General features: G+C 45.9%; 21 protein-coding genes and 1 pseudogene. 13 read left to right on the top strand and 9 right to left on the bottom strand.

The features are described from left to right. Positions 1 to 417: 417 nt before the first annotated feature. The gene (locus KAI36_RS19625; RefSeq protein WP_220025789.1) at positions 418 to 630 is read right to left on the bottom strand and encodes a hypothetical protein; all 213 of its coding nucleotides are present in this window, start codon (positions 628 to 630) and stop codon (positions 418 to 420) included. A gap of 494 nt (positions 631 to 1,124) precedes the next feature. Between KAI36_RS19625 and KAI36_RS19620 the strand changes: the two are divergent. After that, positions 1,125 to 1,909, top strand: a pseudogene (locus tag KAI36_RS19620) (DUF2167 domain-containing protein); the annotation flags it as partial. A gap of 180 nt (positions 1,910 to 2,089) precedes the next feature. On the opposite strand, the gene KAI36_RS19615 reads toward KAI36_RS19620, so the two are convergent. Further along, the gene (locus KAI36_RS19615) at positions 2,090 to 3,121 is read right to left on the bottom strand and encodes a PocR ligand-binding domain-containing protein (protein WP_025724336.1); all 1,032 of its coding nucleotides are present in this window, start codon (positions 3,119 to 3,121) and stop codon (positions 2,090 to 2,092) included. Between the two features lie 190 nt (positions 3,122 to 3,311). On the opposite strand from KAI36_RS19615, the gene KAI36_RS19610 reads away from it, so the two are divergent. From KAI36_RS19610 to KAI36_RS19595, 4 genes are all read left to right on the top strand, one after another. Further along, positions 3,312 to 4,445 carry a glycerol dehydrogenase gene (locus KAI36_RS19610; RefSeq protein ID WP_025724335.1) on the top strand — a complete coding sequence of 378 codons (1,134 nt, stop codon included), beginning with the start codon at positions 3,312 to 3,314 and terminating at the stop codon, positions 4,443 to 4,445. A gap of 1 nt (position 4,446) precedes the next feature. Then, positions 4,447 to 6,207, top strand: coding sequence for a dihydroxyacetone kinase subunit DhaK (gene dhaK, locus KAI36_RS19605; protein ID WP_220025788.1), 1,761 nt, complete (start codon positions 4,447 to 4,449; stop codon positions 6,205 to 6,207). A 191-nt stretch (positions 6,208 to 6,398) separates the two neighbouring features. Beyond that, a complete protein-coding gene (locus KAI36_RS19600) occupies positions 6,399 to 6,683 on the top strand; it encodes a hypothetical protein (RefSeq protein WP_230486410.1) in 285 nt (94 codons plus the stop codon). A 406-nt stretch (positions 6,684 to 7,089) separates the two neighbouring features. Beyond that, entirely contained in the window at positions 7,090 to 8,691 is a 1,602-nt protein-coding gene (locus KAI36_RS19595) for a cellulase family glycosylhydrolase (protein WP_220025787.1), read from the top strand. Between the two features lie 321 nt (positions 8,692 to 9,012). Here KAI36_RS19595 and KAI36_RS19590 read toward each other — a convergent pair whose 3' ends face one another. Further along, complete coding sequence (locus KAI36_RS19590; RefSeq protein WP_220025786.1) at positions 9,013 to 10,017, bottom strand: LLM class flavin-dependent oxidoreductase; 1,005 nt, start codon at positions 10,015 to 10,017, stop codon at positions 9,013 to 9,015. 153 nt (positions 10,018 to 10,170) lie between these two features. Here KAI36_RS19590 and KAI36_RS19585 point away from each other — a divergent pair, with 153 nt between their 5' ends. Continuing rightward, the gene (locus KAI36_RS19585) at positions 10,171 to 10,494 is read left to right on the top strand and encodes a DUF3817 domain-containing protein (protein ID WP_220025785.1); all 324 of its coding nucleotides are present in this window, start codon (positions 10,171 to 10,173) and stop codon (positions 10,492 to 10,494) included. A gap of 168 nt (positions 10,495 to 10,662) precedes the next feature. Here KAI36_RS19585 and KAI36_RS19580 read toward each other — a convergent pair whose 3' ends face one another. Continuing rightward, the gene (locus tag KAI36_RS19580) at positions 10,663 to 11,613 is read right to left on the bottom strand and encodes an acetylxylan esterase (RefSeq protein ID WP_053325927.1); all 951 of its coding nucleotides are present in this window, start codon (positions 11,611 to 11,613) and stop codon (positions 10,663 to 10,665) included. A 36-nt stretch (positions 11,614 to 11,649) separates the two neighbouring features. Then, complete coding sequence (locus KAI36_RS19575) at positions 11,650 to 11,913, bottom strand: YkgJ family cysteine cluster protein (RefSeq protein WP_013311446.1); 264 nt, start codon at positions 11,911 to 11,913, stop codon at positions 11,650 to 11,652. 296 nt (positions 11,914 to 12,209) lie between these two features. Between KAI36_RS19575 and KAI36_RS19570 the strand changes: the two genes are divergently transcribed. After that, positions 12,210 to 12,467: a GlsB/YeaQ/YmgE family stress response membrane protein gene (locus tag KAI36_RS19570; protein ID WP_023989828.1), complete on the top strand. Its 258-nt coding sequence runs from the start codon at positions 12,210 to 12,212 to the stop codon at positions 12,465 to 12,467. 129 nt (positions 12,468 to 12,596) lie between these two features. Here KAI36_RS19570 and KAI36_RS19565 read toward each other — a convergent pair whose 3' ends face one another. Next, a complete protein-coding gene (locus tag KAI36_RS19565) occupies positions 12,597 to 13,898 on the bottom strand; it encodes an MFS transporter (protein WP_220025784.1) in 1,302 nt (433 codons plus the stop codon). 400 nt (positions 13,899 to 14,298) lie between these two features. Here KAI36_RS19565 and KAI36_RS19560 point away from each other — a divergent pair, with 400 nt between their 5' ends. The 3 genes from KAI36_RS19560 to KAI36_RS19550 all read left to right on the top strand — a co-directional run bounded on the left by KAI36_RS19560 (position 14,299) and on the right by KAI36_RS19550 (position 16,658). Continuing rightward, a complete protein-coding gene (locus KAI36_RS19560) occupies positions 14,299 to 15,150 on the top strand; it encodes an amino acid ABC transporter substrate-binding protein (protein ID WP_025724330.1) in 852 nt (283 codons plus the stop codon). Positions 15,151 to 15,222: 72 nt separating this feature from the next. Continuing rightward, positions 15,223 to 15,891, top strand: a complete 669-nt coding sequence (locus KAI36_RS19555) for an amino acid ABC transporter permease (protein WP_023989825.1) — start codon at positions 15,223 to 15,225, stop codon at positions 15,889 to 15,891. Positions 15,892 to 15,905: 14 nt separating this feature from the next. Then, complete coding sequence (locus KAI36_RS19550) at positions 15,906 to 16,658, top strand: amino acid ABC transporter ATP-binding protein (RefSeq protein ID WP_220025783.1); 753 nt, start codon at positions 15,906 to 15,908, stop codon at positions 16,656 to 16,658. Between the two features lie 121 nt (positions 16,659 to 16,779). On the opposite strand, the gene KAI36_RS19545 is transcribed toward KAI36_RS19550, so the two are convergent. From KAI36_RS19545 to KAI36_RS19535, 3 genes are all read right to left on the bottom strand, one after another. Further along, positions 16,780 to 17,934: an MFS transporter gene (locus tag KAI36_RS19545; protein WP_220025782.1), complete on the bottom strand. Its 1,155-nt coding sequence runs from the start codon at positions 17,932 to 17,934 to the stop codon at positions 16,780 to 16,782. 261 nt (positions 17,935 to 18,195) lie between these two features. Beyond that, entirely contained in the window at positions 18,196 to 19,476 is a 1,281-nt protein-coding gene (locus KAI36_RS19540) for an AAA family ATPase (RefSeq protein WP_025724327.1), read from the bottom strand. A gap of 1 nt (position 19,477) precedes the next feature. Continuing rightward, complete coding sequence (locus tag KAI36_RS19535; RefSeq protein WP_220025781.1) at positions 19,478 to 20,935, bottom strand: RtcB family protein; 1,458 nt, start codon at positions 20,933 to 20,935, stop codon at positions 19,478 to 19,480. Between the two features lie 544 nt (positions 20,936 to 21,479). On the opposite strand from KAI36_RS19535, the gene KAI36_RS19530 reads away from it, so the two are divergent. The 3 genes from KAI36_RS19530 (at position 21,480) to KAI36_RS19520 (ending at position 25,764) form a co-directional block, all read left to right on the top strand. Next, entirely contained in the window at positions 21,480 to 21,809 is a 330-nt protein-coding gene (locus KAI36_RS19530) for an ArsR/SmtB family transcription factor (protein WP_013311437.1), read from the top strand. Between the two features lie 29 nt (positions 21,810 to 21,838). Beyond that, positions 21,839 to 23,620 (top strand): SulP family inorganic anion transporter, encoded by a 1,782-nt coding sequence (locus tag KAI36_RS19525; protein WP_220025780.1) that lies wholly within the window; start codon positions 21,839 to 21,841, stop codon positions 23,618 to 23,620. Between the two features lie 518 nt (positions 23,621 to 24,138). After that, a complete protein-coding gene (locus KAI36_RS19520) occupies positions 24,139 to 25,764 on the top strand; it encodes a S8 family serine peptidase (protein WP_220025779.1) in 1,626 nt (541 codons plus the stop codon). Positions 25,765 to 26,122 lie beyond the last annotated feature (358 nt).

Raw genomic sequence — 26,122 nt, 5'->3', positions numbered from 1 at the left:
AATTTTAATGTATCGTAACGGAGGTAAGACTGTTCGAAGAAGATTTGAAACAAAAGATCGGAAAATAACATCGTCTATTATGTTATTTCTACACTTAGTAAAGAAACGGAGAGTAATCTAGTATACTACTATAAAAAATATAATGGTGGCAAAATAATCCTTTCTAACTTTATTCCTATTGGAATAGATCCTGCAGATAGTCTTATATGTCTTTCTGTTAATGAGGAGGATCAAGGAATAGTTTATTTCGTGATATGGATTATTTCGAAGAGGACAATGAGTTGAAACCCGAATTCATTAAACTAGTATCTTCAAGTTTTAGTGAGGTTGTAAATTCACTCTTCCAGCCAGATTGATTCCCAAATATAGTAATTTTCTAATATGGAAACAGGACTCTCTAAAGTCCAAAAATCCGCTTTAGGGGATCTGTTTTTTACTCTGGCTGCTCTCTTGGGGTGTGGCGGGGGCAGGTGGAGCAATTTCAACGGCGGCTCCGATAACATTCACAACACGGCTATTAACTGGTGTCGCTGCATGATTGTTGCCACCAGCGAGTACAGTGAAGGAACTAGTGATATCGCTAAAGTCAGACAAGGTGATCTGTCCCAGTCTCGGAGCGGGCTTTGGCAAGCTGAATAAGTAGTATGGTGACACTATCAAATACTGGTGAATAACTCATAGCCCCCAAAACAAGCAGTAAACTTGTATGGGAGCTTTTCAATAATTAGCTTATTTCTAATCAATCAACCTTATGAAAGCCTATACATTCTTTTAAATAAAAAAGTTGACATATGTTTAAAAACAGGCAAAAAGTCACCAAGACTAAAGTCTCTTGTTAGATGAATTATACATTCCTTAATCTGATGAAATTCGACATTTTTTATGCTAGATGGATTGTTCGAAATTAAGCTAGAAGTCAATGGGGTTGTCGTATCAAGGAATAAGCCCCGTTTAGGAATTCATAAGTAGGAAACTGGAACGGAGAAGTAGTGCCATTGCGCAATTGTGCTTGTCCTTTATGAGTATTTCTTATCGCTCATTCACATATTATTAATTCAGTTCGATTAGATTAGAATATTTGCATACATATGTATAAAAATGAGTATTAAGTCTCAGAAACTCCTGAACTGGACTCATCTCTTCTTTTCTTGGATGCAGCTAACACAGCAAAGGTAAGCGAGATGAATCATGAGAAGCCATCCGGCAAGGAGATTGGGAGTATATTTCCGAAAGATGAAAATCAAAATTGGGAAGTTGTTTTTGAATACTATGAACTTGGACACATCAAGGATGATGAAAAAGAAGACATTGATGCGGATGCCATTCTAGATAGTTATAAAGAGGGTACGGAAGAGAGTAACAAGGAAAAAGCGGAAAGTGATCGCCTGTATGTTACGGGTTGGGATGTGGAGCCTTTTTATAATGAAGCGACCCATAATTTAACCTGGTCTATGTTGGCGGAGGATGGGAACAAGGAAAAGCTGATCAATTATAATGTTCGTTTGCTCACTCGTCAGGGTTATATCTCTGCAATATTAGTGTCCGATCCTGCGCATTTAGACGCAGATAAGAAGTTTTTGAATGAGAACATATTACCCAAGCTGACAGTCAAATCGGGTGAGCGGTACGAGGATTTTAATGCTTCAACGGACAAAATTTCCGAATACGGCCTAACCGGATTGATTTTGGGAGGAGCAGGCTTGGCAGTAGCTAAAAAAGTAGGCTTGTTGGCATTACTCATTGCTTTTTTTAAGGGCGCGGGAATTAAGGTTATCATACTTATCGGTGCAGCTTGTGCAGGTATGTTTGGTGTGATAGGCAAGTTTTTTGCCAAATTATTCGTAAGAAAAAATCGGAATCCATGCACAATGAAACGAACGTTCAGGATCAGTCAGAAACACTACAGTAACTATAAAGAAACAATCCAACATAAAATTGCTGATAAAAAGGGGATGGTGATTGAGCGCAAATCACCATCTCTTGCAGCTTGAGAAGCACACTAGGACATAAGTAGTTGAGCAGAACTAATTTACATGAACAGATGATCATGGAGACGATAGACCCGTGAATCATCTGTTTTTCGTTTATTTTATCCCTTGTAATACTTTCGGTACACCGCGGGCGTTGTGCCTTCATACTTCTTGAATATTTTAATAAAATACCCCGGCTCATTGAAGCCGAGCTCGCTACTGATCTGAGATACAGGAATATCTGTAGCTTCGAGCAATTGCTTCGCCCATTTAATCTTCAGGCGGGAAAGATAGCTGGAAAAGTTCTCCCCCGTTTCCTTGGCAAACAGCCGACTAAAATAGCTTGGGCTAATGTGGCACAAGTCAGCCATGGCTTTGAGAGAAAAAGTTTCACCCTTGTGCTCAAAAATATATTCAAAGGCGGGTTTTAGTACGGGATTTCCGCACGGAATATCCACATCTCCTGAGGAATTCAGATAGGCATCTGCTAAGAAATTATTCATTTCTTTCTTAAGGCTTTCGATATGCTCCAGCGAGTAGCCAGGAAGGATCTCGGACAACTGCGGAGTGGACTGTGTGGCCGACGCCTTCTCGAACATTTCTGCGAGAAGATTTTTGTTCATGGCTTCTTCAACAATATAATTACACAATAAGGATAACATATTGGAGATCGTCTGAATTTCCTGATAGGTCATGGATGGGAGATCGGCGTAGTCGTTCTTAAGTTCCTCCCATTTGGAACTGTACAGTTTTTCATTTTTTGACGTGAGGATTTGCTCCAACTGTAAGGCGCTCGAAGGATCGGCTAAGCGGACCTGACCTGCCATGACGGCGCCGATGTACTTATCGTCAATAATGATCGGTACCGCGATGTCGACGATGTCATAATGACAGAGATAAATATAAGGTTTATTGGAACGCACCGCTTCAAGTCCACCGCGAGAGTCACATTTTTGGCAGTAGGGAAGGAGACTCTCATCCTGGCGAACTTTCTTGCAGAACGATTGGCATTGGCTGTGGCTAGTTACGGGATTCCCTTTATAATCGACAGTGAGAATAGCTAATTTGGTAACGGATGCTAATGAATCCTGCAACTGCTCCCACTTTTTCAAATCAAAGATTTTCTGGATGCTCAAATGTTCACGTATCAAGATTCTCATCCCTTAATGGTAAATTATCCTGTAAGCAATAACAAAAAAGTACGATTCGTGATCTTCAGTGCAAAAAAATACGATTGTAGATTATAATATATTCCTTGATTCCTCCAATGTAAAGTTTACATGGTTCGGTTATAGTTTTAATCAGTAACGAAGCCAACACAATCATAAGGAGGAATTATAGATGAGAAAAGCTTTTATCAGCCCAAGCAAATATGTACAAGGTGAAAACGAATTGTTGAATTTGGGTTACTATGTGAGCACCTTTGGCAAATCCGCTTTACTGATTGCGCATCCTGCCGATGTGGCGCGGGTAAAAGATAAGCTTGATTCCACTTTGGATAAATATAACGTGACCTTTATTGAAAGCGGTTTTATGGGTGAGTGTTCCAGACAAGAAGTGTCTAGACTTCAGGAAATTGCTACTGCGAATGGATGCGATTGTATCGTAGGTCTCGGGGGTGGGAAAGCGATCGACGCGGCGAAATGCGTGGCCCAAGGGGAAGCGCTTATCATCTGTCCAACGATTGCTGCGACGGATGCACCGACAAGTCACTCGGCCGTTCTTTACACCCCGGAAGGTGCTTTCGACGATTACGCCTATTTTAAGCAAAGTCCGAATGTCGTATTAGTCGACACCACCGTAATTGCTAATGCACCAACCCGATTTCTCGTATCAGGCATGGGTGATGCACTGTCGACTTACTTTGAAGCCCGTGCGACCTCCCGTTCTTACTCCAGGGTCAATGCCGGACTGCCTAACGGAGTACGCGAAGGACAGTGTGCGCCAGCAGTAGGTACAAATGCGGCGATTGCACTTGCAACGCTATGTTATGAAATGCTGTTGAAAGACGGTGCCAAAGCAAAAGCGGCATGTGATGAAAACCAAGTTACGCAAGCACTCGAAAATATCATTGAAACTAATATTTTACTCTCAGGCCTCGGCTTCGAGAGCGGCGGACTTGCGGCGGCCCATGCGATTCATGATGGACTCACGATTTTGGAAGGCACGCATCATTATTATCATGGAGAGAAGGTTGCATTCGGCACGATCGCACAGCTGGTGCTCGAAAACGCACCGACGGAAGAATTACATCAGGTACTTGATTTCTGTTTAGCCGTCGGTTTACCGGTCTGCTTGGCTGATATCGGCGTCGATCATATCAGCCAGGAAGAACTCATGGAAGTAGCTGCAAAGGCCTGCATTCTGGAGGAATCGATTCATTCCATGCCGTTTCCGGTCACAGTGGAGCAGGTTGCAGCGGCAATCGCTGCGGCCGACCGTATCGGGAGCCAGTACAAAGCGGAGGTAAAGTAGCATGAAAAAGGTCATCAACCGTGCGGAAAATTTGGTCCTTGAGATGTGCAGCGGTATTGCGCTCGCGCATCCCGAACTGGAATTTCTGCCAAAATACAAAGTGCTCAAAAAAAAGGAATTGAACGTGGAAAAAGTAACGCTCATCAGCGGCGGTGGCAGTGGTCATGAGCCCGCCCACGCCGGCTTCGTTGGCAAAGGGATGCTCGATGCCGCGGTCTGCGGTGATGTCTTCGCCTCTCCCTCACAAATTCAAGTATATCAGGCCATCCGAGCGACAACCGGGAAAAAAGGTGCGCTGCTGATTATTAAAAATTACAGCGGCGATATTATGAACTTTAGAAACGGCGCCCATCTGGCCACTGAAGACGGTCTGGAAGTGGACTATGTAAAGGTTGAAGACGACATCGCTGTAGAAGACAGCCTATATACGGTCGGTCGGCGCGGGGTGGCGGGAACGGTACTCGTCCATAAGATCGCGGGTGCAGCGGCGGAAGAGGGCCGGAGTCTGGCGGAAGTTAAAGCAGTGGCCGAGAAAGCCGCTGCGAATGTACGCAGTATCGGATTCGCATTGACTTCGTGTACCGTGCCGGCGAAGGGCACGCCAACATTAGAGCTCGGGCATGATGAAATCGAGTACGGCGTCGGCATTCACGGCGAGCCTGGGACCAGCCGTGAGAAGCTGACGGATGCGGATACGTTGGCAGGCAGAATGGTAACCGATCTCCTTCGAGACATGCAGATTGAAACTGGATTCAGTGGAGAAATCGCCCTGTTGATCAATGGTTTCGGCGGTACGCCTCTGCAAGAACTGTACCTCTTCAATCATTCGGTCACTCGCGAACTAGCAGCGAAGGGGATCACGATCGATCGCACTTTTGTCAACAATTATATGACGAGCATCGATATGGCAGGTATCTCGGTTTCCATCATGAAGCTGGACAACGAACTGAAAACGCTCCTTTCCCATGAAAGCAACGCCCCTGCGTTCAAGGTGGCTGGACCTGTTGATCATGTCGTATTCACGGATATTTCAACTGTAGCAGACGAAAAGCGGCAAGTATCCTTTGAGGTGGAAACGGACCCTGCTTTCGCGGTTATTGAGAACAACAAAGTTACGTTGAACAATCTTATCTATTTAGTAGATAAGATGAGCGAGGTTATCATCAAGAATGAGGTACCTTTCTGCGATCTTGACTCTCATGCAGGCGACGGCGACTTTGGAATGAGCGTTGCTAAGGGATTTCGTCAGCTAAAACGGGAATGGAGAGACATCCTGAATCAAGATTCTTTGACGATGGGAGCCTTTCTTCATTCATGCTCGCTCGTCATCATGGAATATTGCGGTGGCGCTTCGGGTCCGATCTGGGGTTCAGCATTTCGCGCAGCGGCACGATCTGCGGGCGAACGAACCGAACTCACCGTTTCCGAATTCGCGAATATGATGCAGGCTGCGGTGCAAGGCATACAATCGACAGGCGAACGTTCTTTCGGCAGAGGAGCCGTCGTTGGTGATAAAACGCTTATAGATGCATTAGTGCCATGTGCGGATAGCTGGTTGGAGAGCGCGAAATTAGATTTTGATGTGAAGGCAGCCTTTGTAAGAGGTGCTCAAGCCGCTGTATCAGGGGCCAAAAAGACGGAAGACATCGTGGCGCGCATGGGCCGTGCCGGAACGGTCGGAGAGAGAAGCCTCGGTTATCCAGATGCGGGGGCTTATGCGCTTGGGGTGATTTTTACGGAGCTTGCTGAAAGTTTGAACTGATTCTTTATATATCCAAAAATTACTGTTGCGAACACTTCGTTTAGATATCCATTCTGTAACACTCGCTAATTCTTAAAAATTCAAGGTTTGTTCATTGCAATTGATGTGCATTAGGTTTATAATTTCAGACGGATTCAAAGGGCTTATCCCGGAATCCATGGGAGTTCATCCCATCTGAGCTAGCTTACTGCATGCTCAAATATGAATTAAGCGAGGGATTTACAATGAAAACCTGCTGCACCATCCAAGTTGACGAAGACAGTTTAGTTATTGATTTGCCAGAAGAAGGAACCACGCTAGAGTCCCTGCTCGGTGATATTGAGAGCTGTGGAGGTAGTGAAGAACCTTGGCTTCAACTTATAGACAAGGTAATAGGTAACTCATCTGAGACTGTACTGACAGATCAAGCGACGGATGGCGGCGATATGAAGGAAGATCAGACGACCAAAGAGCCTCAAGCAACCGCTCAGGGGTAATAGGGAGATCATACGTTAAGACGATATTTGTAACATTATTCGATCACATATAAGATCATTTATAAGACTGCTATACCGAGCCAAGGCATCGGGTAGCAGTCTTTTTTTATTAAACAACTAAAATTCTCCAAATATTGCAATTGGCAAATGAGTCTTTTGTCCCTTTAGTACTCTATAGTAGTCAACTAAGCAGAACACATCCCAAAACCGTGACTTCCTGTTCATTTTCTATCATAAAGTCGAAATGTAACATGAAACTAACTATAATAGTAGTATCATCCATATACAGGTAAGTGACATCTATGTTTGGACCTGATCCTCTTGCTGCATGAAGGAGGGGACGAAAGAGCGGAGAACAACGTACTGATAAGTCTCATCTACTTTATAAAAAGGAAGGAATGTGTAAATGATGAATGGGCAATGGATCCTGCCAAGGATCGCAAAAAGAGTAGCAGTCATGCTAACAGCAGTATTACTGTTAACGTTAACGAACGGATTCAACTGGAATACGCAAACAGCAGAGGCTGCTGGGACGACCCCTGTGGAACGTTACGGACAACTTTCAGTAAAGAATGGTAAACTGGTGGATAAAAACGGTAAACCTGTACAACTCAAAGGTATTAGCTCTCACGGCGTCCAATGGTTTGGGGATCTAGTAAATCAGGACTCTATGAAATGGCTACGGGACGATTGGGGCATTTCCGTATTTCGGGTTGCACTGTACACTGAAGAAGATGGTTATATCGCCAATCCTTCTTTGAAAAATAAAGTGAAGGAAGCGATTGAGGCAGCACAGAAACTGGGCTTGTACGTCATTATTGACTGGCACATTCTCTCAGATGGCAATCCAAACATTCATAAAAATGAAGCCAAAGCTTTCTTTAATGAATTTTCGACTCAGTACGGCCATTTGCCTAACGTAATCTATGAGCTTGCCAATGAGCCGAATGGGAATGTGAACTGGAACAATCAAATCCGACCTTATGCGTCTGAGGTATCTCAGGTTATTCGTGCTAAGGACCCGGACAATATTATTATTGTAGGAACAGGCACATGGAGTCAGGATGTACATGATGCAGCAGACCATCCACTTCCAGACAAGAATACAATGTATACCGTACATTTCTATGCGGGTACGCATGGACAGTACTTGCGCGATCGGGTCGATTATGCGCTGAGCAAAGGCGTGGGCATATTTGCTACCGAGTGGGGTACAAGCGATGCTTCGGGTAACGGTGGTCCGTTCCTGAATGAATCCAAAGTATGGACTGATTTTCTTGCAAGCCGTGGAATCAGTTGGGCTAACTGGTCGCTGGCAGATAAAAATGAGACCTCTGCTGCGCTGTTGCCTGGTGCTGACCGTAAGGGCGGATGGCCTGATTCACAATTGTCCGCTTCCGGCAAATTCGTAAAACAGGCGATTCTGGAAGGCTCCAGCAACAATGGTGGAGGCGGAAACAACGCTGGGAATAACGGCGGAGATGGTGGCAACACTGGCGGCGATAACGGTAACGGTAACGGTAACGGAGGAAATACACCAGGCAGTAACGATCAAGGGATTGTGCTTCAGTATCGCACCGGTGACACGAACGCCAAGGATAACGCAATCCGTCCTGAATTTAATATCAAAAATACAGGGAAAACAGCTGTGAAGTTGAGTGATCTAAAAATTCGCTACTATTACACAGATGAAAGCAAACAAGCTCAGCAGTTTTTTGTTGACTGGGCTAGGATTGGCAATGAAAAGGTAAAAGCAACATTTGTAACATTGCCGAATCCAAAGGCTAAGGCTGATAAATATGTGGAGATCTCTTTCACAGATGGAGCGGGAACGATTCAGCCCGGCGGGGAAAGCGGAGAAATTCAACCCCGTATTCATGCTGCAAATTGGAGCAATTTTGATGAGACCAACGATTACTCCTATGGTGCTACCCAAACAGCATTCGCAGACTGGGACCATGGCACTGTATATCAGCAGGATAAGCTGGTTTGGGGTATAGAGCCTTAGAATTTAACCGGTACTAACTTTATCGGAACGAGTAAAGATATGGGACTTTTGGGTGCAAGCTTGCCAAGGTTTGGAGTATAGAATATGCGCCTTTGGTATATGAGGACTGGAACTTTAGGAGGGAACGACTGACACTTTAGTTTCAGTGTATATACTACTAAAGTACCATATGATATTCGACTTTTGTGGTGCTTGAATTACTTCTATAGTGCAGAGGGGTTGGTTCCAATGGACCCTTCTCTACGACAAACCCCCGCTGTTGCCATCATAGGCAGGCGGGGGTTTTAATGTTTCTGAAGCTCAGCCTCCGTTCAACTGCGTCTATACCAAATCAAAAGCTTTGGCCAGCAGACGGTAGGACTGAACACGTTTATCAAAGTCATGAATAGATGAAACGACCAGCAACTCATCGGTACGATACTGCTCAGCCAGTCTTAGCAGCTGTTCCTTACACTGTTCAGGGGTACCAACAACGCGCCATGATGCGGACTGACGCAGCCGCTCACGATCCAACTCCGTGTACGGATAGGACATTGCTGTTTTCACCGACGGAAGAGAACTCATTTCTTTACCTTGCATGAGCAAAAGGAAATACAAACTAGCACTGGACGCCAGTTGTTCAGCTTCTTCTTCGGTTTCCGCGCAGGCCACCGTAACTGCCGCCATGGAATGGGGCTTATCACCCAGGATCGAAGGCTGGAATTGCTCGTGGTAACGTGCGGTAGCTTCTACACCACCTGGAGTCCCGAAAAATTGGGCAAAGGCATAGGAGGCACCCATCATCGCAGCCAATCTAGCGCTTTCTCCGCTGGAGCCGAGCAACCATAATTCAGGGACGGTCGATATCATCGGGGAGGCATGAAGACCGGCAAATCGATGATTGTCAGGCACCGAATCATGGAAGTAGTCGATTAAATCGAGAATTTGCTGTGGATATTGTTCGACAGATTGGTACTTGCCTTCCTGCAGGGCACGAGTAGCCAGCGGTAAACCACCGGGAGCACGCCCTATTCCCAGGTCGATTCGTCCTGGATGGAGAGCCTCCAGCAAGCGGAAGTTTTCGGCGACTTTATACGCGCTGTAGTGTGGCAGCATAATACCGCCTGAACCCACACGAATACGTGATGTGTGAGCAGCCAAATGCGCAATCAGCACCTCAGGGCTGGAGTGCGCTAGTGTTTTGGACGCATGATGTTCGGATACCCAATAACGGCTGTATCCCAGTTGATCAGCTTCACGCGCTAAATCTGTTGTATTGGATAATGCATCCTGAGCAGTACCGCCTTCAGGAATATGAGACTGGTCCAGTATACCCAGTTTAAGCATTTTGCAATCACCTCTTACACAACTGTATCAGACACAACTCATTAGGTCAAAACTCAAAAATGGATAGGTTGGAGTTTGGGGACCTTTTCGTTATAATAAAGGATGTGTAAAGGATGAGAGAACATCCTTGCTTATGGAGAGGGGATTGAATTTGTGTTAAGAACACCTTTGGGGCGTGTCCGACTCATGCTCTGGATTCAAGCTATAGCTTATTTGGCGATACTATTCACCCACCAGCCCCTGCAAGCTGCGGGCATGACCCAGACGGTTATGGTGATTGGTAACATATACCGGGTGAGCTTTTTGTTGCTCCTCGTTGCTTTAATCTATGGAAAAACAGCATTGCACTGGTCTATACGGCGGCCTCTTTTTATTATGTTTGCCTCCTTCATCCCGTTTGGTCTGATGATTATGGATTTTGTTTGGGTGCGAAAATGGACAGGGGATTCGGCAGCAGAACAGCGAGCTGCATCGTAATCTTAGAAAATTTTTTCGTGTGAAGTGTCGAGGAGTTTGTCTAGCGTAAGCGGGACTGGCCCCGATACCGTAGAAAAGAACATTACGCAGTTTGATGCGTGGTGTTCTTTTTTTTGTGCACCGGAGGAATCATTCTATATATTGTACTTTCGAGCGTTGGGAAGCGAATTATGAAAAATGCTGAACTAAAAATTCTGCCGTTTTGCGTCTTTGAAAGCCTTCAACCCAATGTCCGGTAAACGGATAAATTTCAATCGTTTTCGGTGATTCAATACGGTTATAAGCGGCGAAAATCGTCTCTGGCATACACACAGTATCCTTGAACCCTACCGATACCATGATCGGGGTACGAATGCGATGAGCAAGATTCATCACGTCAAAATAACTTAATGTATGTAGTACCTGCTCCAAATGCTCCGGAAATCGGTTGACGAATTCAGCTGCTTCCGTCAGTGAACTGGTAGAATTCATCATACCAAAATCCATATGACACATATTGGGGATATCCGCGACCGTAATGGCAGCTTTATCGCTGAGCGCAGCCACCATTAATGAAAGTCCGCCGCCCTGACTGGCGCCACTGATTGCGATTTTAGCCGAATCAACATCCGACTGCTCCGCTACCCAATCTACGGCTCTAAGGGCATCGGTTGTAATCGTTTTGTAGTAGCAGGTATCCTTGTCCAATATTCCTTTCGTTACCCAGCCTTTAACCGTACCGTGAGGATCACCCAGACGGTCTCCCGTTTCTCCTCCCTGACCACGTACATCTACTGCCAATACAGCAAAGCCAAGCATGAGCCAAGAGGAATAATCTTCAGGATAGCCTTTTCCGCCTGTATAGCCATGAAACAGAACGATACACGGCAGCTTTTGATCTCCGGCAAATCGGGGGCGTACATACCAGGCATGCAGAGGCGTATCATCGACACCCTCAAAAGTAACCCGGTAGGCAAGGATATGAGGATAAGGTGTTTCTACGGGAGCTTTGAACGCACGTACAGGTTTGGTGTGTACTTCTTCCAATGTTTTGGCCCAGAATAAATCGATATCCTTCGGGGCGGTAAGATCGGGCCGATATTGCTTTAATTCGGCAATTCTTTTTTCAATAACATTCATAATTAAAATTCTCCTTCATATAGAATGAACTTCTCCTTAAGCTTTACCCGGTAAAGTTGACTCCTCCAGCTCTCTCAGCAGCTCAAATGCTCTTTCATTAGTGCTTCCACACGTATCCTCATCAGCATGGAATCCACTGCATACAACTGGGCGCTCAGGTTTGCCAAACAATCGGCAACGGTAATCGGAAGTGAGCTGAGGGCAAGGAACACCAGCTGGTTTTCCATCTGGCATGCCGGGAATAGGGGAAGAAATCGTAATGGCAATACAGCACGCGGCACATCCTACTCGACACTCCAGTTGGGGTCACTCCTTAAAATCTGTTATTTTTGTAACTTATGCATGAAGTGACATTAATGAAGCCATAATGTGAGGATGGCATAAAAAAAGCAGGAATACAAGGATGAACGCATATTAGACACACTTTTCACACAAGGGGTATAAATAGTCGTAGAGGCACGTAAGATGGTATCAAGTCCCTAAATCAGTGTTCCGTTCTGTGGTAATATTAACCAATCGTCTTTTGTGTGTTCAAAAGGAGTTCGAGTGGTTAATAATAGAACACAACGATAAAAACTTAAACGAGGTGACGCAAAATGAGTTGGTTATGGGCATTGATTGTTGGTGGTATTATTGGTTGGTTGGCAGGAATTATTGCAGGTCGTGATGTTCCGGGTGGCGTGATAGGTAACATCATCGCTGGTTTTATCGGCGCATGGTTGGGTAGCTTGATTCTGGGGAACTGGGGTCCTGAAATCGGATCGTTCTACATCGTTCCTGCATTAATTGGTGCGATTGTGCTGGTCGTAATTGTAAGCTTGATCTTCCGTTCCGTTGGACGGAGTAGAGGCTAACTTTACGAATCATTGAATAGACTAGCCCCTATGGGGCACAAGGCTAAAAATGAAAAGAAGCTGCTTCCGCAAGGTTCGAAAATGAACCTGTGGGAGCAGCTTTTTTTGAGGAAAAGTGACGAATTTTTCCTATTGAAAACGCCTGATATGAGGAACACTTAGAACGCCGAGCACGATACACATGCCGATGGTTGCAAACATGCCAATTGTGAACATACCACCAAGCTTATCCGCTACAGCACCTACGGCCAGATAGCCGACAGGGAGCAGGGCAAAGGAAAACATTAGATCCAGACTAGCTACACGTCCAAAAGACTCGGCTGGGACTAATTCCTGAAGGCTTGTCTCCCAGATAATCGCAAATATCATAATGCCAAATCCTTCGAGCATCATGCTCATAATCAGTCCTGGCATCCAGGTGACTACAGACAACAGTAGTAAAGCAAGGCCGCTGACAAAAGCTCCTAAGTAAGCGAGCAGGCCACGATGCTTCCAATGCTTACGTGATCCATACACAAAGGCCCCTAGCATGGCGCCAATGCCGCTACTTGCCATCGCAATGCCGTATACGACTGGATTGTAGCCATGATGAACCTTGAACAGCCACGGAATGAGTACAGCGATAATGCCTGAATAACAAATATTAATGAAGGAAAAGGCAAGAATCGTAATCCATAGCCAGGGGTGGCTTTTGAGAATGGTAAAGCCTGCGATAAAATCCTTGAGAAAATGCTGTCCACCCTGATCTTGCTGTTCTGGATCTACCTGACCTTTGCCGATGATGGAGGCCAAATGAGCGCTCAGCATCCAAAAACAGGCGAAAGATATGAGATAAGCGATAGAATCCAGTCCAAAGCCGATACCCGGTGAGGAAAAAGATACAATGAAGCCTCCTAACGGAGGGCCAAGTAGACGGACGGCTTGTATACTGATCTGACTAAGCGCGTTAGCTGCATTACGTATGTCCGGTGTGAACACCTGTGCGCGTAAGGCAGAATAAGCAGGATTAAAGATACCGTCCATCAATCCGTACAACGCTAGGCCAACGAATAGAGCCGGCAATTTCATCCCGCCTGTAAACATCAGCACCGCCGCAATGAACATCAGTCCAAACCGGGCGATATTCGTAAACAGAAGGAGACGAATTCGGTCAATTCTGTCCACGATCATTCCTGCGAAAGGCAGAATAAGTACGTTAGGCAGCATATAAACAGTCATCGCCAGTCCCATGATAGTAGTCGAGCCTGTTAGGGAATAGATAACCAGTGGCAAAATGACTGTGGTGACTGAGCTCCCCAACATTGCGATCCAATGTCCAAGCCACAACAGGGTGAACGCTTTGGATTGTTTTAAAGGTGAAGTGAAGGTAGCCCAGGCCGAGTGACTTCCTTCAGGTGAAGTAGAGGATAAGGTTGAATTTTGGGTATCCATGATCACACTCCGGTATATTTCTAAACTGAATCTATTTCATAATACCTTCAGTAGCTTTAATAAAGAGTACATATAGATCAAAATGGTTTAATTTGTCTATATGTACTATACATTTCGTTGGTTTAATCATTTATGAAATGGATTCAAATGCATATTAAAACCTATTATACGAAATCTCTAACGTAAGGGTACAGAAAAAGTTGCTGTGAGGGGAGTTGTAATGAATAGCCTGCCAATGAAAGAGTCAACCTAGAATAACTTTAGGCTGCAAAGATATATAACTTACCTTTTGCATAGGGATTATTGGATAAAAGCATTGACGCGTGAAAATGAATGATGTACTATTCAATGACCAGCCGCGTGCTGGGTTATCAAGAAAAAGGGAAAGAGTGTGGATACCATGAAAAAATTTAGTTTTTTGCCGATTGTACTCATCGTGATGGCATTGCTGATTTCGGCCTGCGGTAACAACGATAAAGGCGCCAGTACCAATAATGCATCTACCGGAGATAACGGATCTAATAATGGAAAAGCAGATACTACTGCTACAGCTACTCTTGAATCTGTAAAAGCAAGCGGCAAGCTAAGAATTGGCACGGAAGGTACCTATGCTCCGTTTACCTACCATGATGCTGCTGGTAAACTGACAGGCTTCGATGTCGATATTGCGACTGAAGTGAGTAAACGCCTGGGGGTACAACCGGAGTTTATCGAGACGCAATGGGATGGCATATTCGCAGGGTTGAACTCCAAGCGGTTTGACACGGTTTTTAATGAAGTATCCATTACAGATGAGCGTAAGCAAAAATATGATTTTTCCGATCCGTACATTGTCTCCAAGGCAGTTCTGATCGTAAGCGAAGACAATACAGACATCCAGAAATTTGCTGATCTAAAAGGAAAAAAGGCTGGGCAGTCCCTGACCAGTAACCTGACTCAAATCGCGAAAAGCAACGGTGCGGAAATTGTGGCAACAGAGGGATTCAACCAAGCCATTGACCTCCTCACTTCCAAACGGGTGGATGCGACCGTCAATGATGGATTATCCTATCTCGATCTGAAAAAGCAAAAGCCTGACGCACCAATCAAAAAGGTGGACGAATCTCCAGATGCTTCACACAGCGCAGCTGTATTCAATAAAGGCAGTGAAGATTTAATCAAGGAAGTAAACAAAGCGCTGGCTGATATGAAGGCTGATGGTACGTACCTGAAAATTTCCGAGAAATATTTTGGAGCCGACGTATCCAAATAATAAATGAAGATAGACGTTCGCCAAGTCGAACCGAATCTTCTCAAACCTATCTTTTCAAAGGATGTCTGTACAATGGATGATCGCCAAATACAAATCATTATCGATTCATTATTGCCTCTGCTAAAAGCAGGGGTTTCTTTTACGATTCCGCTCACGCTTATCTCCTTTGCTCTGGGACTCGTGCTGGCGCTGATTACAGCGTTGGCCCGGCTGTCCAAATGGAGAATACTCAAGCTGATTTTCGGCTTCTATGTATGGGTGATTCGAGGAACTCCTTTACTGGTGCAATTGTATATTATTTTCTATGGTTTACCTTCCGTGGGTATTACACTGGACCCGTTTATTGCTTCAGTGATCGGCTTTACCCTCAGCGTAGGGGCTTATAGCTCTGAAATTATGCGTGCGGCTATCATATCCATTCAGGAAGGCCAATGGGAGGCGGGATACTCTCTGGGGATGACGCGCTGGCAAGTATTGCGGCGTATCGTGCTCCCGCAAGCATCCCGTGTGTCCGTACCTCCGTTGGCTAATTCATTCATCAGCTTGGTGAAGGATACCTCACTGGCTGCGACCATCACCTATGTGGAAATGTTCAGAACGGCTAACCAGATTGTAGCTACCACATACGAACCGCTATTGGTGTATACCGAGGCGGGGGTTATTTACCTGCTGTTTAGCACCATTTTGACTGTGCTGCAAAATTACCTGGAGAAGCGACTAGGCCGTTTTTCCGTCAGATAAAGGAGATTGTACCGGTGATCCAAATTCGGAATATACACAAATCGTTCGGCTCGCTGGAAGTGCTTAAGGGTGTTGACGTGATGTTGGGTAAGGGGAAAGTGCTTGTTATCATCGGTCCTTCCGGTTCTGGTAAAACAACGCTTTTACGCTGCTTGAATTTGCTGGAAATTCCTGACCAAGGAGAGATCCAAGTAGGGGATATTGCACTGAATTTTGCGAAAGGAACGAAGCTCCGGCAAGAAAACATTTTGGCGCTGCGTAAGCGGACAGGGATGGTATTTCAATCCTACAACCTCTTCCCGCATATGACAGCCGTACAAAATGTGATGGAGGGACAAGTCACGGTTCAGAAAAAGAGCAAGGATGAGGCGCGCAAACGTGCATTGGAGTTGCTTAAAAAAGTGGGGTTGGCTGATAAAGCGGAATCCTATCCGCATCAGTTGTCGGGAGGACAGCAGCAACGAGTCGGTATTGCCCGGGCAATGGCGGTCGAACCTGAGGTACTATTGTTTGACGAGCCGACCTCTGCGCTTGACCCCGAGTTGGTAGGCGAGGTGCTTAAGGTCATGAAGCAACTGGCTGCTGAAGGAATGACCATGGTCATTGTCACCCATGAAATGAAATTTGCAGCTGAGGTCGCGGACCATGTGATTTTGATGGATCAGGGTGTAATCGTTGAGCAGGGTACGCCGCATGAGGTTCTGGAGCAGCCCACCAGTCCACGGGCTATTCAGTTTTTGAATCGTCTGAGCGGTGAAGCGGAATAAAGGGTATTAGAGTGTTTGTTAATTATAAGCGATTAGACTGAATAAAAAGGCAGCTACAGCCGGGCATTTGAAAAATAAGCCTCGAACCCGTAGCTGCCTTTTGCTCATCAGTTGTCCTCTTTTATTTCAATTTTAATGTAAGTAAAAAAGTGATCAACAGAATACAACAGCCTGCTATGAATGGAGCGAACAGATTTGCATCAAACAAAAATCCTGCTAGAGTAGGGCCTACAATATTCCCGACACTCATATAGGCATTATTCATACCAGCTACATATCCTTGCTCATTCCCGGCCATCTTCGATAATTGTGTATTAAGAGCTGGACGAAGCATAGCTGTGGCAAAGAAAATAAGGGAAGTGACAAGGAAGATACTCCAAAAATCTTTGGCTAAGAGAAATAAAATATAAGCAACTGAGGTGAAAAGAAGCGATCCTTTGATCACCCTTTGTTCACCAAACTTATTGATTACTTTAGCAACAACTAATGCTTGCATACCGACTCCGATCACAGCACCTGCGGTCAGAATGACAGCAATATTTTGAGGTGAGAATTGGAAGCGGTTCGTTACATATAAACCAAGAACAGATTCAAAATTAGCGAGCCCAAAGGTCATCACCAGGACAAGCACAAAGAGCATCGTATATTTTGACTTCAACGATCTCGCGTATTGTTTGTAAATAGATTCCTTCTGAATCATGCTTGCCCGCGCTGCTTTCGTTTGCTCTTTCGATAAACTTTCAGGCAAACAAAACACTGAAAAAATAACAGCAGCCATAGCAGCACCTGTCGCTACGTAAAGCGGCACTCTCGTTCCATATCCTGCAAGAAGACCACCCAGTCCAGGTCCAATAACAAATCCGAATGACATGGCTGCGGCGAGCAGGCTATTTCCTTTGGCGCGTTCTTCGGTTGTTGTAATATCCGCTACATATGCCATCATGGGTGGAACAATCAGGGCTGCTGCCATTCCTTCCAGAAGTCTTGAGGTATACAGCATCCACAGCTCATCTCCAATAGCAAAGATAAATTTAGCCACAGCAAAAACAATGACACCTACGACGATGAATGCCTTTCTCCCATATCGATCAGACAGCTGTCCAGTCAGGGGAGAGAGCAGGAATTGTGTCATGCCATAGGCTGCTACCAATAAACCGATCGCCCGTCCACTGGCTCCAAACTCAATGATCAGTTCTGGCAGGATGGGGGTAATTAAACCAACGCCCACCATAACGATGAAGATATTAATCATTAGAATTCCAAGTATTCTTTTCATGCAAAAAACCTCCTTATCCATTGGTTTCTGGATAGGAGGTAGACGTGCGAACAAGAAGATACACCGCTCCCGTCAAAGAAGCAATGCTCTTATCGTTAATACCCAAAGCCTACACTAATCCTATCCAGAAAATTCGTAAGATTACGATTTTTTTCTTTGGTGGAATAGGATTAGTAGATCATTGGCTTAAGGTCACCCTTTCGATACTTTATTATTTATAAACGTAACATAAATTTCTTGATAAGGCAATGAAAGGATAAATCAGAAGAACCCGACTCGTCCTTCGGCCACATTTTTTAACCAGTCCTGCTTACGGCTCTTATCGAGCTCGCCTCGCATACCTTTGATAATCAGTTCAATATCGGCTTTTCCCTGCTCATGCCACTCCAGAGCAGTGCTGACATACAGTTCTCCGAGCTGTGCCAGCGAAAACCCGTCAGTCATGGATGCCGCCTTCTGTGTACCTGTTTCCCCTGCAAAAACAAGGAAGTTGCGCAGCTTGAGATACGCCAGTCGCAGCGCTTCGTCAGGCAAACTGATTTCATAAGCCCGGTCGAAACGCCCTGCCCGGTTCATCAGACCTGGGTCAATTTTTTCGGGATAATTGGTCGTTCCGATCAGGAAGATGCCCTCCTTGGATGTAGCGCCGTCGAGGGTATTCAGGAAAAAGGAACGAACCTCCTGAGGCATGGAATCAATGTCCTCAATGACCAGGACCATTGGGGCCAGGCGAGTAGCCGCCTCAAACACCTCTTTGACCGATTCACTGGTTGTATACTCCGTAATTTGCCAGTAGGCTGCCGGACCCGGTACACTGCTGGCAATTGATTTTACAAGTGTTGTTTTACCGTTGCCCGGATGGCCGTATAGTAGAATACCGCGCTTGTAAGGAATGTTATAAGTCTGATAGAAGGTACGATCGGCTTCAAAAAACTGGTCAAGTGATCGGAAAATATCCCGTTTGATTTCCGCTTTTAAAATCACGTCATCCCGCGTAATTGCGCGGGTTATCGGCTCTGCCTGCCGAGAAAGTCCACGGCTTGTGTCGGTAAAAACGGTGACACGCTTCATATTCTGCTTACGTTCACGACCGCGTACTCCCGCGAGGAAGCCTTGCAGCTCCTGGTCGCCTATCGCAAATACGTAATCCTCATTGTACACACCATTATCACGGAAAAAGGGAACTCGCGCCAGCGCGATGCCCCACTTGGGATAGGCGAATACATTATTACGCATCGACAGATGCACGCCATATTCAGGAGTCGGCCCGTCATCGTCATACTGGATGGTGCGTTCCTCCAAACGATCGAAGACCCGTGCCACATGCTCCAGATCGGGACTGCCTGCACGAATATCCTCCTCCAGCAGATCCCAATACTCAATATTGGGATCATCGCTGGCATACAGCACGTATTTTACGCCGTAGCGGTTATAGAGTGCTTCACTGATACCGTCGATCAGACGGGCATAAGCGGCATAACCGGTAATGCGTCCATCTGTACGTTCATCAAATTCGTAAATAGCTGGGATGTCTATACTCAAATTATTTGGCTCCTTTCAGGGCGGCTAGCGGCTTGCATTTGGCTACAACTGCTGCGAGTCCTGCCCCGGTGACACTTTCGATAATATCATCTACATTTTTGTAGGCTTGCGGAGATTCGTCGATAATGCTTTCCAGCGATGCCTGATTGACCACAATTTCGTCGTCTGTCCCTACACCCAGGGCCCCTGCAAAATCCTCCACACTGACGAGTCGTTTGGTCGCAGAACGCGAACGAATCCGGCCTGCTCCATGGCAAATGGAGTGGAAGTTATCCTGACCGCCCGGTAAACCTACCATAATATAAGAGGCTGTACCCATAGAGCCGGGGATCAGGGCCGGATGCCCTGTCGCCTGATAAGGCCGCGGATTGTCGGGGTGTCCTGCTGGAAGAGCACGCGTAGCACCTTTACGATGCACAAACACGCTGCCGTGATCCGGATGGGATTCCTCCCAAGCATAATTGTGCATTAGATCGTACAAAGTACGCAACTCGCACTTTGTACCAAAGACATCGCGGAAGGCTTCACGCACCGAGTATGCGATGAGATGTCGGTTCACCACGGCATAATTTAGCGCCGAATACATCATATCGACATAATGTGCAGCCTCGGGATGGTCCAGCGGTGCGAATACCAGTCTCGGGTCAGAGGTACCGAGTCCGAGACGGCTCATCGTCTTGGCAATAGCAGATGAACTGGCCTGGCTGACTGCTCCACCCCAAGCCCGCGATCCAGAATGAATCATCACAGCCACCTGACCGTCGAACATACCCCACGCTTCAGCTGTTTCGCGGTTTTCCTCCGCGATTTCAATCGCCTGAATTTCGACGAAATGATTGCCTCCACCCAGTGTGCCTAGCTGTCGGTGAGCCCGATGCCATGTACGGTCTTCGACAAGATTCAGCACCTCCTCGTCAAAGGAGAACTTACTGTGCTCTACATGGGTGAGTGAGGTGGATTTCTTAGGAGTGTAGCTGTCCGGAATATATTTGTTGGGTAAGCCGTGTAGACCCTTGCGTACAATATGCTCCAGTCGGATATCCGAATAATGCCCGCGCTGGTGGGCTTCCATAGGCAGGTATTTGTCGATGGTTTTGACCAGCTTACGGCGCAGCTTGGTTTCCTTCAAAGCATCCTTGTGCAGATTGGTCAGGTGTACGCGCATGCCACAGCCAATATCGCTGCCGACGATGGAGGGAGATACATAGCCGTTCTCCATTCCCCATACAGCTGTCGTACCGATGCAGGTTCCGATGCCTACATGTACATCTGGTGTGTATCCCATATAGCGGATACCTGGAATTTGTAAATTGTTATTAGCCATCTCGAACACCTTATAGTCCAGTGAGGAGAAAAGTTGCTGAGAAGCATATACGGTCAGATCACCTGCCGGAAGCTTCATCAGATGGCTGTATGTTCCTTCATGCAAGGACGAGTCGGTTGTATGTTGTATATTCATATAAATGGGTAGTTCCCTTCTTCATGTAAATTCATATTACTTGCATAGAATAATTAAAAAACAAAAAAAGCCGCAGACTTGTCGTCTACGGCTTCCTGCACCGAAAGTGTCATTACATTTTATGATCAATACATCATAAATACGTAAAATAACCTGTTCTTCCAATAGCATAAAAAAATAAAAAAGCCTGGCTAATCACGCCGTCAGACAGCGTGATATCACCCATCATGTCGCCCGAGCGGGGCCGATGAGACGAAAACTCAAATATGTGGTTGTATCGTGCTGCCTGTCTGTCGTTATCATGTAAAGCTCGGTCATGTCTGTCGGCCCCCTTTTCTTAAAGTTAATTGCTATGTTAATGGAAACCTGTGGAAGCTGTCAACCCCTGAAAGGTAGAAGTGTGGGAGAATGTGACTTTACTCATGGTGAAGTGTGAGTAACATCATAGTTCAATTGGCCCAAAGCTGTTATTGTACTGAATATTCAAATATTCAGATATTGTTGATCGTTTATAGGACAATTCTGTGAGGGGGACGGAGCAGGCATGGAAGGAGATCTCCAGAAGTTTAAGGCCGACTTTTTCAAAGCATTGGCTCACCCTCTGCGCATCCGCATTTTGGAGGTGCTGAGTGAAGGAGAACGGAATGTGAACGAGCTGCAGACTGCGCTCGGTTCCGAAGGTTCTGCCGTATCGCAGCAATTGGCCGTTTTACGGGCCAAAAATTTGGTGAACAGCTTCAAGGAAGGTACATCGGTCGTGTATTCACTACGTGATCCGCTTTTGACGGAGCTGCTTGCGGTAGCGCGGCGGATTTTTGACAATCATTTGGTCGAAGCTATCTCGTTGCTGGAAGGTATACGTAACGAGAAGTAATGCTATTACAGAAAAGAAGGGTTATAGGAATGAAGTGGATAGGAAGGTTCGAAGGCTATAACGCAGGGGCTTTGCGAAAGGATCTAATTTCCGGAAGTATTGTAGCTATTGTGGCGATTCCGCTCGGTATGGCGTTTGCCATTGCATCAGGAGTAAAGCCGGAATATGGGCTGTATACGACCATTGTTGCGGGCATTTTGGTTTCGCTGCTGGGAGGGTCCAAATTCCAGATCGGAGGACCTACAGGTGCATTTATTCCGATTTTGCTGGCTATTGTCATGCAATACGGTTATGAGAACTTACTCATAGCCGGTTTTATGGCGGGCATTATGCTCATTTTAATGGGTGTGCTAAGGCTGGGGGCACTGATTAAGTTTATTCCCAAGCCAGTAACAATTGGCTTTACGGCCGGAATTGCCGTGACGATATTCAGCGGTCAGATTGCTAACTTTCTCGGCTTGCGCGGGGTAGAGCGGCATGAAACTTTTCTGCCTTCCATGGCAGAGCTCATCCATCGACTTCCTTCACTGAATGTATATAGTATCCTGACGGCTTGTATCTGTCTTGCCGCGCTTATTTTGGTGCCTAAAAAATGGCCCAAGATACCCGGCTCACTGGTTGGCCTACTCTTGTCAACGCTGGTGGCAGCTTTACTTTTTCCTGGGCAGGTGGCTACGATTGGATCTGCGTATGGCGCAATTCCAGCATCTTTACCTGAGCTACATATTCCTGCGATGACGTGGGATTTGATCGTGAAACTCTTGCCGCCAGCACTTGTTATTGCAATGCTGGGAGCTATTGAATCTCTGCTTTCAGCGGTGGTAGCTGACGGTATGACGGGAGCCCGGCATAACAGCAATCGTGAACTGGTTGGACAAGGGATTGCTAATTTGCTGACACCGCTGTTCGGCGGTATTCCTGCGACAGGTGCAATTGCCCGCACCGCCACAAATATCCGTAACGGTGCTGTTTCTCCTATGTCAGGCATCGTACATGGGTTCGTGGTGCTCCTTATTCTGGTGCTTTTTGCACCTTATGCATCTAATATTCCGTTGGCCAGTATGGCTCCGGTGCTGATGGTAGTAGCGTGGAATATGAGTGAGCGCAAGCATTTTGCGCATATTCTCAAAACGCGGACAGCGGATTCTATCGTACTGGTGGTCACCTTTTTGCTGACGGTTTTTACGACGCTGACAACGGCTGTGGAGGTGGGTTTAATTCTGGCGGTTGTATTGTTTGTTAAACGTATGAGCAATACACTTTCAGTAGACAAGGTACTTCCTGATCCTTCTGTAAAACATGAAAAAGTAGGCGCGCATATGGTCACAGATCAGCATGATTGCCCGCAGGTGGCTATTTACAATGTGGAAGGCCCTCTATTTTTTGGTGCAGCCTCAGTATTGGAAAACTCAGGTGTGGGAGGTCAGACTAACCACCTACAAGGGATTTTGTTGTTGCGTATGGGAAAGGTCCCTTTTATGGATATGACGGGAGAAGGTAACTTTACCGCATTAATTCAGAAATACCGGAAGTCTGGCGGGACGGTGCTTGTTTCCGGACTCCAGCCTCAACCGCTGGCATTACTACAGAAAACCGGATGCTACGACATGATTGGACAAAAGCATTTTTTCGAACATACAGGAGAGGCCCTTACGGCTGCCCTTGCGCTGGTGAATCAGGATCATTGCTGTGGATGCAGGCAAATGGCTTTCCGAGAATGTACGAGTCTGTGCCGCAGATCGCAGCAAACCAAATCTTCCTTTCCAGACGGAGCCGTTTCGGTTCCCATACCTGTAAATAGCGGCAGATAACACTCTTTTAAATTTGTTGCTGAATGCCGAAAAATCTCTTCTAATCTCCGAAACCAAGTGCACAATGAAGACTTGCATTTGCTTCGAAAATGGAAGAGATTTTTCTCTTCTTAAAGAAAAAAAGGAATAAAATTCAAAAAAATGCTTGAATATCTGATTTTATGACACTATACTAGATTCAAAAGATACCATATGTTTCATTCTTTTGTTTTAAATTGTATTTTAATACTTGCTTATCAACCTCCTCGATCACTTCTAGTTTCTTACCCTACCTTTTTCTTCATTTTTTTCACTTACCATTTTCAAACTTGTCCACCTGTTCCTACCCGATGCTCGTTCTTTGCGGTCTGCACCAAGGGTTGTTCACCTCAGAATGATGACCTATGGATTTCACCCCAGTGGAATCTATATTTTTTAAAGGAGGTGAGTACCAGAGGCTATTTTGTGAGCTTTTGACGCAGCTGCCCGGAAGGTTGTCCTTGAGAATTAAAAAACCAAGTAAAGGGAGATGGAAAGTATTGATTAAGTCGAAAAATATCAAAAAGACGCTGTCGGTCAGTTTTACCGCTCTTCTTGCTTTTTCTCTAATTTCTCCGGTATATGGAGATTCCAGCACAACCACCTCAGCAGGAGGATCAACCATTTCCGCCAAGGTTTCAGCCAAGCTGAACCAACAATTCAGTGCCAGTGAGTATGTCACCTATCTGGTTAAATTGAAGGATCAGGTGGATACGGAGTCAGTTGCCAAGCATGCTTTCCAAAAGGCCTCTGCAGAGCAAATTTCACCCGCTGCCGCCAAGCTTTCTGTACGTACAACAGTTGTGAACTCTCTCATGGATACAGCAGAAAAAACGCAACAATCCGTGGAAGAATACTTAAAGAAGGAAGTCAATAACGGAAACGTCAAAAAGTACAAGAGTTACTTTATCGTGAACGCATTTGCGGTAACCAGCACCAAAGAGGTCATGGATAATCTCGCCACACTTCCTGAGATCGACAAAATTTTACCGGATGAAAAGCGGGAACTGCAAAAGGTAGAAATAGATAAGGATGCCCAGCCCGTAGTTGAGGAATCGACAGCTGACCAGGCGGTTGCAGATCAAGTCGCTGTAGACACGGCTGTGACGGAAGAGAATGCTCAGAAGTCGGTGGAAGAATCCGTGTATAAGGATGCTGTAACGCCAAGCCGGGTTGAATGGAATATTACCAAAGTCAAAGCACCACAGGTGTGGGCCAAAGGCATTGACGGCAAAGGGGTTGTCGTTGCCAATCTGGATACGGGCGTAGAGTATACTCACCCTGCGTTGAAAAGAAAATGGCGCGGTTTGAACGCTTCCGGTCAAGTCGTGAATCCAGAGCTGAGCTGGTATGATGCGGTTAACGGGGCATCTCTGCCAACTGATTCAAATGGACATGGTACACACACGATGGGGACGAGCGTTGGCTCGGACAGCAACGGTACGAATGAAATCGGTGTTGCTCCCGGCGCCAAATGGATTGCGGTTCGAGTATTCAATCCAGATACCACCGACTCCATCTTACTGGACGGTGGACAGTGGATTCTTGCTCCTGTAGATAAAAACGGTAAAAAGCACCCTGAGCTTGCACCGGATGTAGTGAATAACTCTTGGGGCGGTGGACCTGGCCTGGATGAATGGTATCGTCCAGTTACCAAGGCGTGGAGAGCGGCTCAGATTTTCCCTGAGTTCTCCGCCGGCAACACAACACTGTCCAATCCGGGCGGACCTGGGTCTGTAGCCAATCCGGCGAATCTACCGGAAGCTTATGCGACAGGAGCCACGGACGTAAACAACAAGCTGGCCAGCTTCTCTCTGCGCGGTCCTTCTCCTTATGGCGAAGTGAAGCCTGAAATTTCGGCTCCTGGTGTAAACATCCGTTCTTCTGTACCGGGCGGAGTGTATGAGGGGGGATGGAACGGTACCTCCATGGCAGGCCCGCATACTGCCGGATTAGCAGCATTACTGCTTCAGGCCAAACCATCTTTGACTGTGGATCAACTGGAGAATGTTATTTCAAAAACAGCGACACCGCTGACAGACAGCCAGTATCGTACTTCACCGAACAATGGTTACGGATATGGTCTGATCGACGCGCTTGCTGCAGTCAATTCAGTACTTAACTGAGGATTTTACAAAAATCCCATAAGCGACTTCCAATGAACAAGATATAGATCGAAAGACAGGATTAAGAAAGACCTCCGAAAATCCCTTTGAGCGGCTCGTACAGAGATTGCATACACCTGTTAACCGTGTAATGCACTATTACGTAGCCGCAAAAAAGGGGTTTTCGTACATAAAAGAATATAAAAGTCATAGAATTTCAAGAAAAATGCAAAAAAATGACTTGTATATCTGTTTTGATAACTTTATACTATTCCATAATATATGATTATATATCAATTTTTAATATAAAATGTAATGATATAACATGTTTTTCTTCGAAGTTCTCCTGCTTATTCTCCTTGGTTTCTACTGAATTTCA

This window comes from Paenibacillus sp. S02, from assembly GCF_019454065.1.
Classification (GTDB): Bacteria; Bacillota; Bacilli; order Paenibacillales; family Paenibacillaceae; genus Paenibacillus; species Paenibacillus polymyxa_B.
This window is presented reverse-complemented; position numbering and strand designations above follow the sequence as displayed.